Origin of the sequence: Cryobacterium sp. TmT2-59, assembly GCF_004403545.1 — a bacterium.
Taxonomy (GTDB): domain Bacteria; phylum Actinomycetota; class Actinomycetes; order Actinomycetales; family Microbacteriaceae; genus Cryobacterium; species Cryobacterium shii.
In genome coordinates, this window is sequence record NZ_SOGM01000058.1 from 137,415 (window position 1) to 148,812 (window position 11,398).

The window sequence follows — 11,398 nt, forward strand, 5'->3', positions numbered from 1 at the left end:
CGTGACGGTACTCATCCCCGCGCACAATGAAGAAGCGTTGTTGCCGGCGACGCTCTCCGCACTTCTCGCTCAGTCGCACCAGCCCGATCGGGTGATCGTCGTTGCCGACAATTGCACCGATTCGCCGGTCGCCATCGCCCGGGCTCACGAGGTCGAGGTTTTCGAATCGGTGGGAAACACCGAGAAGAAGGCCGGCGCGCTGAACCAGATCCTGAAACAGCTGCTTCCCCTGCAACGCGACAACGACGTCATCATGGTGCTGGACGCCGACACCAGGTCGATGACGGATTTCTGGCCGCCGCGGTCGACCGCCTCACCGATGACCGAGCCCTCATGGCCATCGGGGGCCTCTTCTACGGGGAAGAGGGTTTCGGGCTGCTCGGCCAGCTCCAGCGCAACGAATACATTCGCTACTCACGCCAGATCCGGCATCGACGCGGCCACGTCTTCGTGCTCACCGGCACCGCGTCCCTGTTCCGCCCGGCCGCGCTGCGGGCGGTGGCGGAGAATCGGAGCGTCACGATCCCTGGAAAACTGGAGGACGTCTACGACACGGCCGCGCTCACGGAGGACAACGAGCTCACGATCGCACTCAGATCACTCGGCGCGCTGATCATTTCTCCCGCCCGGTGCACGGTTGTCACCGAACTGATGCCCGACTTGCGCACCCTGTGGGCGCAACGACTGCGGTGGCAGCGCGGGGCCCTGGAAAACCTCGGGGCCAACACCTTGACGCCGCCCACGTTCCGCTACTGGGCCCAACAGTTGGGCATCGGCTACAGCGTCATCGCGCTGTCCTCGTTCATGTTCCTCCTGCTGCTGACGGCGCTGTCCGTGGACGCGATGGTGGTGTTCCCCTTCTGGCTGGGGGTGGGCTCGCTCTTCATCGTTGAACGCGTCGTTTCCGTGTGGCGGGAAGGGTGGCGGGGGCGCCTCCTGGCCGCAACCCTGTTCCCGGAACTCCTCTTTGATATGTTCCTCGATGCCGTGTACGTCAAGGGCATCCTCGACATCACGTTCGGCCGTCAGGCACGCTGGGGAAACGGCGACGGTCTCACTGCGACGACACCGGGAAGAAGATCTCATGCACGCTGACCTCAGGGCTCCGACCGGGATTCTCCTGCCCGAGACCTTCCTGCAGACCGACTTCTTCGCCGTCCTGGCCACGTCTGTGGCGATCAATACCGTGATGTATGCGGTGCTGGCCGTCGCGAAGATCCTGCCCAGGATCTACCTCATCGATTGGCTGCCGACCCACAATCGCCGATCCGAGACGCGCAGCATCTACCCGGACGCGCACGAACGACGCTAGTAGTCGCTCTCGGCGGCGCCGGTCGCCACGCCGTGGTTCAGCGCCAGCACCGCGAGGTCGATCTGCACGAACATCTCGGTGCGTTCGGCGCGCTCCCGTTCGTAGTCGGGATCCCGCGAGTCGATGGCGAGCCGGATCAGGCGGGCAGAGAGGGCGGCGCTGATCTCGTCGCTGGCCACATGCTGGGCGCGTTCGACGATGCGGGCGACCTGCTCGTCGTCCTCGGCCACGTGCATCAGGGCGAGGGCGAGCTTCTTGTGCACGCGCCGCCGGAGGGCCAGCTGGCTGATGTCGTGTCGCTGGTCGGCGGTGATGTCGGCCGACCACCGGGCCTTGGTGAGTGTCTTCCGGAGATGGCCGACGCGCAGCCCGTATTCCTCGTTCTGATGAGCGACCAGGGTCAGCTCTTTGCGGGCGGCGGCCGCGTAGACCGCCGGGTCGTAGTCGAGGTTGTCGCGGAGCGCGCCGACGATGATGTCGTTCTTCACGGCCATGCCCACGGCGGAAAGCGCGATCAGCAGGCCTTCTTCGACGATTCGCTTGATGGGAGGCAGGGCGGCACTCACTTTCTGGTGCATGACTCCCCAAAATTCTAGTCGTGCGATACTGGCCGCGAAAACGCGGCAGCGCCCGAATGCAGATGGAGACGTGATGACCACCACCCCGCTCAGACACCCGATCGGCCAGGTATCCGTTCCCGGCCAGGTCTTCCTGATGGGCGACTCGAGCGGCGTCGGCAACCCCGGGGACGGGGAGTGGCCGGTGCACCCCGTCCGGGTCGACGGTTTCGAGCTGGACGCCACCTCCGTGACCGACTCGGCCTTCGCGGCCTTCGTCGCCGACACCGGCTTCCGCACCGAGTCGGAGGTGTTCGGCTACTCGGCCGTCTTCCACCTCGCCCTCGCGGCGGAGCTGGAGGATATCCTGGGCCGGGCGCGGCTGCCGACCGAGGCCGAATGGGAGTGCGCCTCCCGCGGCGGCCTCGAGGGGCGCCTGTACCCCTGGGGCGACGAGTAAGGCGACCGGTACCGGTGCAATACCTGGCAGGGCGAGTTCCCCGCGGTCAACACCCGAGCGGACGGCTGGCTGACCACCGCGCCGGTGCGGGAATTCGAGCCGAACCCGTACGACGTCTGGCAGAGCGTCGGAAACGTGTGGAAGTGGTGCTCCGACTGGTGGGACGCCAACTTCTACGCGCACTCCCCCGGCAAGAACCCGACCGGCCCAGCCGCCGGCCGCCAACGCATCATGCGCGGCGGCTCCTTCCTGTGCCACGACTCCTACTGCAACCGTTATCGCAACTCCGCCCGGGCCTCCAACACCCCCGACTCGGCCGCCGCGAACATCGGGTTTCGCACGGTGAGCCTGGCTTAGGCCACCGGCGAGGACAGCACCGGCGAAGACAGCGGGGTGACGTACGAATATCCCGTGCTGTTGTTCTTGGTCATCGACAGCACCAGCTCCATGTGCGGCTCGAGGGCGGTGACCTTGTCGAGCGGGGAACCGATGATGAGCTGGAAGCCCAGCCCCTTCCAGGCGGCCACGGCCCGGCCCGCGAACTCCGAGTCCGATTTGACGAACCCCTCGTCGAGGAAGACCGGAGCGAAACGCGGCCGGGTGCGGCTCTCGTCGCCCAGCTGGAACCGCAGCGCCGCCCCGACGACGAAGGCCACGAGCTCCTGGGATTCCCCGCCGCTCTTGCCGCCGAGGGACGAGTAGGTGCTGACTTCGGTGCCGTCGGGCGTGATCCGGACCGCGGTGATCTCCACGTGCTTGCGCACATCGAGCAGTAGGTCGCGCTGGGCGGCGGCCCTGGAACCCGCATCGGACCGGCGGATCAGGTGCATGAAGGCCTGCAGCCGCTTGAAGCGGCTCTCGGTCTGATCGTCGGTGAACTCTTCCGTCGCGCCGGAGGAGAGGACCTTGAGCTCCTTCCGGAACGCGGTCGCGTCATCTCGGTGCAGGCGGCGCAGGGCGATCTTCAGCCGGTCGCGCCCGGCGCCGAAGGGCAGCGTCGTGAGGATCTCGTTGATCGGACGGAGCCGGTCCTCGATCTCCTCGATGGAGGTGTTGAACGCCCCCGCCAGCGGAACGAGGTCCTGGCCGCTCCACAGGGACAGGCGCCGCTTCCACTCCTGGCGCCGCTCGTGCAGGCCCAGCGTGTAGACGGCGTCGAGGATGTCGCGGTAGCTCGTGTACGAGTCCAGCGAGACGCCGATGTTCGGGTCCGGCCAACGACTCTGGAAGGTCTCGAAGATGCCGACCAGGGTGGTGCGGGCGCTCGTGGCGCTGTCGCGATCCTGGCTGGACTGTTCGGTCAGCCGGTCGCGGAGACGCCGGACGCCGCCGTCGAATGCGGCGAGGTCGCTCCGGTCACCGACCATGGCGAACTGGGCGTCGAGGTGGGCGGCATGCTCCTCCGACAGGGACACGGACTGCTCACGTTCGATCCGGTCCAGCCGGTTGCTGACCGCGTCCTGCCGGTCCACGAGGCGCCCCTGTTCGGCCACGAGGCCCTGGCCGTCACGGTCGGCGGCGTGCTTATCCTTCTGGGCGCTCTCCAGCTCGACCGACAGCCTCTGCTCCTCGTCTTTGAGGGCACGCAGAACTTCGCTGTCGGCCAGGACGCGTTCACGTTCGGCCTCCTTGTCCTGGATGCGGGCCTCCGCGCCCGGCACGTCGATGGCCGGCCACACGCTGTCGATGATGTACTGGTGGGCGCCCTTCCTGCCGCGCAGGTCCGCGATGCGGTTGGCCACAACGGATGCCTCGCGCGCAAGGGAATCGGCGTTCGCGCTCAGCCGCAGCAGATCCTCGTCGATGTCGTGCAGGCGAGCCCGGCTGGAGAAGCCGATGATGGACTTCTGGTCGCTGTTCCAGCCGTGGGCGCCCCGCTTGCCGTTGCGGGTTTGCCCGCTCGGGGTGACCCGGGGGCCGTCGCCGAACAGGCCGGCCGGGGTCTCGACACACAGCGCGTCGAGGTTCTCGGACTGCACCCGGTCCTGCACCCAGCCGCTGAACGGCGAGTCCTTGAACACGAGCTTGCCGGAGACGTAACGGTCGTCGCCGGCGATGTCCTGGTGCGGCCGGAGCGCCACCCCTTCGAAGTGGATCCGCACCGGGATGCTCAGCGGGTCGATGGCCCGACTCAGGGAGGCCAGGCGAGTCTCGTCAACGAGCATGACGCGCACGACGGAGGACAGGGTCACCTCGGCGGCCTGGCGCCACTCGTCCTCGCCGGGGGCGATGTCGACGAGTTCGGCCACGAACGGCAGGTCTTCGACCGGGATCCCCGCGGCCTCCGCGATCATCAGGCGGGCGTTGTGCAGATGCTGGGGAACCAGGCTCGCCCGCCCGCTCAGGAATCCGTGTTCCTGCTTCAGGGTGCGGATCTGGCTTTCCACCGGGTAGGCCTCCCGCTGGAGCAGCACCCGTTTGGCCTCGAGGCTCGCCTCGGTCGTGGCGAACTGGGCGAGGAAGAGGTCGGCGATGCCCTGGGCTTCGACGAATTCGTCGTGCGAGGGAATGGCCACGTTCAGGAGCCGGATGCGCTCGTCGAACTTCGCCCGGTCGCCGGCCACGTCGTCGCGTTTGTCGGACAGCCGGGCGAGGTCGTTCTGCAGGCGCAGCAGCACGTCGCCGCCGTTGGCTCGCTGCTGGTCCTGGATCTTGGCGACCCGGCCCTTCAACTCGGTCTCGGCATCCCGTGCCCGGGTCGCCTGCTCCTGGTTGTCGCGGCGCTCCGCCCGGTTGGCGTCGGCGGCGGCTTCGAGCAGGACCTGCTCGGTCTGGAGCTGCCAGAGCACGAAGGGCGTGTCCCCGGAGCGGTGCACCCCGAAGACGTCGATCAGGTCGGCCTGGCCGTTCGCCGTCTCGTAGTCGCTGTGCAGGTCGGGCAGCCGCTCCAGCACCCTGGCCTTCTGCGCCTCCGTGACCATGGCCCCGTAGGACCGTTCCAGGTCTTCGAAGTGGTCGACGGCCTTGTCGGCTGCGGCGAAGGTGGCCGGTTCTTCCAGGACCATGGACTTGTAGAGCCCGTCGACCGTTTTGACCTGCTGCCCGGCCTGGATGCGCGCAAGCAGGCGGAGGGCCTTGCCGCCCTCGCCGTTGGCGCCGATGCCCAGCCGGGTGTAGAGGGTCTGGGCGAACGCCGCATAGGTGTCGAAGACATCCATCTCCGGGAACCGGGTCTTCAGCGCCCGCTTGTCGAACCGCGACTCGGTCACGCCGGCCAGGTCGCGCAGGTCGAGATAGCCGTCCGTGGTGGCCATCTTCATCGTGATATCGGCGAATCTGCTCGCTCCGCGGGGAACGAAATAGGCCCGCAGCACGGTGAAACGGCGGTGGTTGTCGTCGATGAACGTCATCGACACGGCCCCCCAGGTGGACTCGTTGGCGCCGCGAAGCACCTGGTCCTGCATCTCCCCCGTGCCCGCCTCCCGGTTGGAGTCGGTCTTGCCCTTCAGGTAGGTCATCAGGTTGCGCTGGTCGACGCTGCGGGCGCGCCCGGAGCCGGCGTCGTTCGAGGCGCCGTTGAAGGGGGTGTCGGAGGGCATCATCAGTGCCAGATACGCGTCGAGCAGGCTGCTCTTGCCGGTGCCGGACGCGCCGGAGACGAGCGTGGCGGTGGGGGCGAAGGTGATCTCGTGGTGGCCCTGGAATCCGCCCCAGTTGACCATCTGGAACGAGTCGGCGCGCCACTGGGTGGTGCCCTCGGTGAGGCCGTCGGCGTAGAACAGCGGGGAATCGGTCATGAGGTGGCCTCCACCCGGGCGTCGGTCAGGATCTCGGGCAGGGTCTCGGTCAGGTCGGTGGAGTCGGCCGACGGATCGAATTCGGCGTCCAGGGCGTTCTGCGCCACCAGCCATTCGAGCAATTCGTTCAGCCGCTCCACCGGCAGCAGCACCTCGATCACGGCCGAGATGCGGAACCGGTCAGGGTCGCTGGTCTTCAGCAGCACCCGAGCCTTCGCGAGGCTGTCCACCGCGGCCGCGGCCTTGCGGGCGTCGCCCGAGCGGTCGGTGGCGTGCTCGGGGCGGAAATGGGCGACATTCTCGACCAGGTTGTCCCGATCCACGATCACGATCTCGTGGCCGTTGGCGCGCTCGCTGCGGAACCGCTGGCGCAGCAGCACCAGCAGGATCGTTTCCTCCCGCGTGTACGACACGTCGTGCAGGAGGGTCGGGAAACGGTCGCCGCCCTCGGACACGGCCTGCCGTTTGAAGGCCACCTCGTAGTGCAGGTCCACGTGCAGGTCGAGGAAGACGTCGTTCAGACGCGACTTGAGCAGCTTCCGAGACGCCAGCAGCGTCTGCCATTCCGCCGGCTGCAGGGCCGCGGAGATGTAGCGGTGCTTCATCAGCAGCACCAGCGTGCGGCGCTGCTCGACGGTGAGCCCACCCTCGTCGCCCTCGAACTGCGAGAAGCTGCGCGCCTCCTCCTCCGGGGCAAGGTCAGTGTCGTCGGTCAGCTCAGTCGTCATTGTCAGATCCATAGTTCAGGGCGGACAGCGCCGCGGTTTCGTCCTCGTTCAAAATGATGCGCGGCACGTCGAAGCTGCGGCTGGAGCCGTCGGGCCGCACCGTCTCGAACCGTTCGAGGGTCACGGCGCGGCTGACCGCGTCGATCTGGGTGGCGATCTGCAGCATCCCCAGGATTTCGACCGGGCGACGCAGGTTCGGGTCCAGGTCGTTGAAAGCGTCGCCGACGGATGCCGCGTCCCCGGTGCTGAAGGCCGTCACGATGGCGTCGCGCAGCTCCCCCAGCAGCGGGCCGCCCTGCTTGCGCATGTCGTCCAGGCTCGGCGGCGGCGGGGCATCCTCGGAGACGTCGACCAGGGCCGGCGGCGGCAGGTGCGCGCCGGGGTCGTAGAACCGTTCCCTGAGGTGCTCGACGTCGAGCGTGCCCGGCATGAGTTCGGCGGTCACCGTGGACCGGGGCCCGGCGGACTGCATCCAGGTGGCGAGCTCCTTGTTGATCTCCCGCAGCAGGCGTTCCAGTTCGCGGTCCTTGACCACGTCGTGGTTGACGATGTGTTCCCGCAGGGTGGTCGTCAGCCCGTTGCGCTGGGTCAGGACGTCATCGATCCCCTTGCGGATCAGTCGCACGGTTCCCATGAAGCCGATCCGGTCGTTCTTCGTGAGCGAGAGGGCGAAGGGGTGCAGCAGGATCGTCTCGAGGTCGGTCTTCAGTTCCAGGAGCAGCTCATCGTTGCGCAGCAGGGTGAAGGCCCCCTCGAAGGCGCGACCCTCCGGGGTCGAGGACATCAGGGCATCCGTCTTGGACAGGTACTCGTCGAGCACCTCGCTGATCGGGCGCTCCTCGCCGCGGAAGTCGTTCACGATCTGCCGGTGCATGGCGGCGACCGACTCCTCAACCCGCTTGAAGTCGCTGGGCAGCTGGTTGATCAGGTCGATCAGGTTCGCGTACCCCTCGAACATCTGCTCGTTCGACACGGCCGCGATCTCCCCGCCGGCGGCGAGGCGGTCCCGTTCGCTCGTCCTCTCGGCGATCTCCTGGTCGAGCCGGCGGATGCGTTCGTCCCGGTCGGGGTTGGCCTGCGTGGCGCGGTGGCGCACGGTGTCGACGATCGTGGTCAGGCGGGACTCGCTGATCAGGGCTCGATCCCGCGACAGGCTGTCGACCAGGAGCAGCGCTTCGAGCGCGTGCGAGGTGAGGGAGTAGTGTTCTTCGTCGCCCTCGCCGGTCTCACGGTAGAGCCACTGGTCGTTCATCCACTGCACGCAGAGGGCACGGCCGTTTCGGCCGGGGACGTCGCTGCCGACCGAGCGCAGGTCGGCCAGGTAGGCGTCGACCTGGGTGTGCAGCAGGTCGGCCTGCACGCTGCGCCGGTCCCGGCTGAAGGAGGATTTGAAGACGGCAAGCACGAACGGCGCCCACTTGCGGTCCAGCAGGCGCAGGGTGGGTTTGTCGAATGCTTCGCGCACCCGCGCCAGTTCGCCCGCGATTTCGCTCATGGTGGAGGTTCCTTTCTCGGGCCTCCTCAACCGTAGTCGCACCGGCCCGCCGGTCGGCACGCCGGGCGCTGCTACGCGCCCGGCGTGAGACCGCGGAACCCGCGCAGGCGCAGGCTGTTGCTCACCACGAAGACCGACGACAGGGCCATGGCGCCGCCCGCGATCAGGGGATTCAGCAGCCCCAGCATGGCCAGCGGGATCGCGGCCACGTTGTAGGCGAACGCCCAGAACAGGTTGGCCTTGATCGTGGCGAGGGTGCGCCGGGACAGCCGGATGGCGTCGGCCGCCGCGATCAGGTCGCTCCTGACCAGGGTCAGGTCGCTGGCCTCGATGGCGACATCGGTTCCGGTTCCCATCGCGATGCCAAGGTCGGCGGTGGCCAGGGCCACCGCGTCGTTGACGCCGTCGCCCACCATCGCGACGACGCGTCCCTCACCCTGCAGGGCCCGGATGATCTCTGCTTTCTCGGCCGGGAGCACACCGGCGCGGACGTCCGTGATGCCGACCTCGGCGGCAACGGAGGCCGCGACGGTCTCGTTGTCGCCGGTGAGCAGCACGGGTCGGAGGCCGAGACGCCGGAACTCCGCGATCGCGGCGGCACTGGTGTTCTTGACTACGTCGGACACGGCCACGATCCCTCGCGCCTTGCCGTCCCAGGCCACGGCGACCGCGGTGCGGCCCTGGCCCTCGACGACGGCGAGCGCGGCGCGGAGCTCGGAGGGGAGGGTGATGGCCCACTGCTCGGTCAGCCAGCGCGGCCGCCCGACCAGCACGACCCGTCCCTCGATCAGCGCCTGCACGCCGAGCCCGTCGGTCGAGGCGAACGATTCGGGGGCCGGCAGCGCTCCGACCCGGTCGCGAGCACCGGACACGATGGCCTGGGCGATCGGATGCTCTGACCCGGTCTCCGCTGCTCCGGCGAGCGTGAGCAGTTCCTTCTCGTCGACGCCGGCCACGGGCACGGCCGCGACGAGCGTCATCCGGCCGGTCGTGACCGTGCCCGTCTTGTCCAGCACGATGGTGTCGACCCGGCGGGTCGATTCGAGGATCTGCGGCCCCTTGATCAGGATGCCCAGCTGGGCACCGCGCCCGGTGCCCACCAGCAGGGCGGTCGGGGTGGCCAGTCCGAGCGCGCACGGGCACGCGATGATCAGGGTCGCCACGGCCGCGGTGAACGCCACCACGGTGCCCGCGCCGAGCAGGAGCCACGCGACCAGGGTGGCCAGGGACAGCGCGATCACGATCGGCACGAAGATGGCCGAGACCCGGTCGGCGAGGCGCTGCACCTCGGCCTTGCCGGTCTGGGCCTGCTCGACCAAGCGGCCCAGCTGGGCGAGCTGGGTGTCCGCGCCGATGCGGGTGGCCCGCACGACCAGGCGGCCGCCCGAGTTCAGGGTGGCGCCGACGACGGCGTCGCCGGGGCCCACCTCGACCGGCACGGACTCGCCGGTGAGCATGCTGGCGTCGATCGCCGAGTTGCCGTCGACGACGGTGCCGTCCGTGGCGATCTTCTCGCCCGGACGCACCACGAACAGGTCGCCGACGACCAGGGACGAGGTCGGCACGGTGATCTCGTGGCCGTCCCGCAGGAGGGTCGTCTCCTTCGCCCCGAGTTCGAGCAGGGCCGTGAGTGCCGCGCCGGACTGTTTCTTTGCCCGAGCCTCGAAGTAGCGCCCGGCCAGGATGAACACGGTGACGGCGGAGGCGACCTCGAGGTAGATCTCGTCCGCTCCCCCACCCGGGCTCGCGGTGAAGCTGAAGGTCATGGTCATGCCGGGCATGCCGGCCATGCCGAAGAACAGGGCGTACAGGGACCAGCCGAGCGCGGCGAGCACGCCGATGCTGATCAGGGTGTCCATCGTCGCCGCGCCGTGGCGCAGGTTGGCCCACGCTGCGCGGTGGAACGGCCAGGCTCCCCAGACCGCGACCGGAGCCGCAAGGGTGAGGGCCAGCCACTGCCAGTTCGTGAACTGCAGCACCGGGATCATCGACATCAGCACGACCGGCGCGGCCAGGACACTGGACAGGATCAGCCGCCGGCGCAGGGCGGCCACCTCGAGGTCCTGCGCGGTGGGGGCTCCGGGAGCGTCGGGCTGCTCTGCCTGCGGCGGCCGCGGTCGGGCGGCGGTGTACCCGGTCTCCTCGATCACGGCGATGGCCTGGTCGACCGTGGTGCCTTCCGGTACGAAGAGGCTGGCCTTCTCGGTGGCGTAGTTGACCGACGCCTCGACGCCGGGCATGCGGTTCAGCTTCTTCTCGATCCGGGCCGCGCAGGACGCGCAGGTCATGCCCCCGACAAGGAGGTCGACCTGTTCACCGCGCGCCGGGCTCGAACCGGCTGGACGTGGACCAGCGGGGATCGGACCGGCAGGGATCGGACCGGCCGGTGTCGGACTCACGGGGACAGTGCTCACGGCGTCAGCTCAGACGGATTCTGAGACGAGCTCGTAGCCTGCCTCATCGATGGCGGCGGCGACGGCGACGGGATCGAGCGGACCTGTGCTGGCGACGGTGACCAGGGAGACGCCACCCGCCACGAGGTCCACGTCCACGCTCTCGGCGCCGCCGAGCTTCGACAGTTCTGCGGTCACGGCGGCGACGCAGTGCGAGCAGGTCATGCCCGAGACGTGGAGAGCGGTGGTCGTCGCGTCGTTCTGCTGGGTATTCTGCTGGGTTGTGAACATGGTTCAACTATACCCCCAGGGGGTACTGGCGGAATGAGAATCCGAGCGACCCTGGATCCGCTGCGTGGCTTTGTCCGTGTGAGACTGACAGCCAGGACTCGTGAAGGAGCAACACAGTGGACGACCCGCGCGCCAAAATGGAGGGCAACAACCTCCTCAATCTCGGAGCACCGCACCTCGACTGGTCGAAGACCCCCGGTCGCAGGCCCGGATTCTGGCTGTCTGCGGCCTGCGTCGTGCTCGCCGTCCTGCTCCCGTTCCCGGCCGCCATCGCCGCCGGGCTGGGTCTGTCGTTCGCGATGCAGGCATTCCAGGTGATTCCAGCGGGCGCCCGCGGGCGTGGGCTGGTGATCACGTCCCTGGCTCTGGCTTCGGCGACGATCCTGGTGGTCGTGGCCCGGACGATCGCAGCGATTCTCTTCTAG

9 protein-coding genes and 2 pseudogenes are annotated in these 11,398 nt (G+C 68.5%); 5 read left to right on the forward strand and 6 right to left on the reverse strand.

Features of this window, described 5'->3' with window-relative positions:
* Position 1: 1 nt before the first annotated feature.
* The 3 genes and pseudogenes from E3T24_RS18025 to E3T24_RS09965 all read left to right on the forward strand — a co-directional run.
* Positions 2-238 (forward strand): annotated as a pseudogene (locus E3T24_RS18025) (glycosyltransferase); the annotation flags it as partial.
* Positions 239-333: 95 nt separating this feature from the next.
* Positions 334-1,095: a glycosyltransferase family 2 protein gene (locus E3T24_RS18030; RefSeq protein WP_241978678.1), complete on the forward strand. Its 762-nt coding sequence runs from the start codon at positions 334-336 to the stop codon at positions 1,093-1,095.
* Positions 1,085-1,312 (forward strand): hypothetical protein, encoded by a 228-nt coding sequence (locus E3T24_RS09965; protein ID WP_134434570.1) that lies wholly within the window; start codon positions 1,085-1,087, stop codon positions 1,310-1,312. Before E3T24_RS18030 ends, E3T24_RS09965 begins: the two co-directional genes overlap by 11 nt.
* Here E3T24_RS09965 and E3T24_RS09970 read toward each other — a convergent pair.
* Positions 1,309-1,890: a hypothetical protein gene (locus E3T24_RS09970; protein ID WP_134366295.1), complete on the reverse strand. Its 582-nt coding sequence runs from the start codon at positions 1,888-1,890 to the stop codon at positions 1,309-1,311. The two genes, E3T24_RS09965 and E3T24_RS09970, sit on opposite strands and share 4 nt — an antisense overlap.
* Before the next feature lie 73 nt (positions 1,891-1,963).
* Here E3T24_RS09970 and E3T24_RS09975 point away from each other — a divergent pair.
* Positions 1,964-2,686 (forward strand): annotated as a pseudogene (locus E3T24_RS09975) (SUMF1/EgtB/PvdO family nonheme iron enzyme).
* On the opposite strand, the gene E3T24_RS09980 reads toward E3T24_RS09975, so the two are convergent.
* The 5 genes from E3T24_RS09980 to E3T24_RS10000 form a co-directional block, all read right to left on the reverse strand.
* The gene (locus E3T24_RS09980) at positions 2,683-6,066 is read right to left on the reverse strand and encodes an SbcC/MukB-like Walker B domain-containing protein (RefSeq protein ID WP_166789197.1); all 3,384 of its coding nucleotides are present in this window, start codon (positions 6,064-6,066) and stop codon (positions 2,683-2,685) included. The pseudogene E3T24_RS09975 and the gene E3T24_RS09980 overlap by 4 nt on opposite strands.
* Entirely contained in the window at positions 6,063-6,794 is a 732-nt protein-coding gene (locus E3T24_RS09985) for a DUF4194 domain-containing protein (protein ID WP_166789198.1), read from the reverse strand. Before E3T24_RS09985 ends, E3T24_RS09980 begins: the two co-directional genes overlap by 4 nt.
* Positions 6,784-8,289: a DUF3375 domain-containing protein gene (locus E3T24_RS09990; RefSeq protein ID WP_134366298.1), complete on the reverse strand. Its 1,506-nt coding sequence runs from the start codon at positions 8,287-8,289 to the stop codon at positions 6,784-6,786. The genes E3T24_RS09985 and E3T24_RS09990 overlap by 11 nt, the downstream gene beginning before the upstream one ends.
* Positions 8,290-8,360: 71 nt before the next feature.
* Positions 8,361-10,577 carry a heavy metal translocating P-type ATPase gene (locus E3T24_RS09995; RefSeq protein WP_134366299.1) on the reverse strand — a complete coding sequence of 739 codons (2,217 nt, stop codon included), beginning with the start codon at positions 10,575-10,577 and terminating at the stop codon, positions 8,361-8,363.
* Positions 10,578-10,712: 135 nt separating this feature from the next.
* Complete coding sequence (locus E3T24_RS10000) at positions 10,713-10,973, reverse strand: heavy-metal-associated domain-containing protein (RefSeq protein WP_134434573.1); 261 nt, start codon at positions 10,971-10,973, stop codon at positions 10,713-10,715.
* A gap of 116 nt (positions 10,974-11,089) precedes the next feature.
* Between E3T24_RS10000 and E3T24_RS10005 the strand changes: the two genes are divergently transcribed.
* Positions 11,090-11,398, forward strand: a complete 309-nt coding sequence (locus E3T24_RS10005) for a hypothetical protein (protein ID WP_134434574.1) — start codon at positions 11,090-11,092, stop codon at positions 11,396-11,398.

What these genes read in the sequence shown, in the direction of transcription:
- E3T24_RS09985 (WP_166789198.1), bottom strand. Translation starts at nt 6,794, where the DNA reads ATGACGACTGAGCTGACCGACGACACTGACCTTGCCCCGGAGGAGGAG.
- E3T24_RS18030 (WP_241978678.1), top strand. Translation starts at nt 334, where the DNA reads ATGGCCATCGGGGGCCTCTTCTACGGGGAAGAGGGTTTCGGGCTGCTC.
- E3T24_RS09990 (WP_134366298.1), bottom strand. Translation starts at nt 8,289, where the DNA reads ATGAGCGAAATCGCGGGCGAACTGGCGCGGGTGCGCGAAGCATTCGAC.
- E3T24_RS09970 (WP_134366295.1), bottom strand. Translation starts at nt 1,890, where the DNA reads ATGCACCAGAAAGTGAGTGCCGCCCTGCCTCCCATCAAGCGAATCGTC.
- E3T24_RS10000 (WP_134434573.1), bottom strand. Translation starts at nt 10,973, where the DNA reads ATGTTCACAACCCAGCAGAATACCCAGCAGAACGACGCGACGACCACC.
- E3T24_RS09965 (WP_134434570.1), top strand. Translation starts at nt 1,085, where the DNA reads ATGCACGCTGACCTCAGGGCTCCGACCGGGATTCTCCTGCCCGAGACC.
- E3T24_RS09995 (WP_134366299.1), bottom strand. Translation starts at nt 10,577, where the DNA reads ATGACCTGCGCGTCCTGCGCGGCCCGGATCGAGAAGAAGCTGAACCGC.
- E3T24_RS09980 (WP_166789197.1), bottom strand. Translation starts at nt 6,066, where the DNA reads ATGACCGATTCCCCGCTGTTCTACGCCGACGGCCTCACCGAGGGCACC.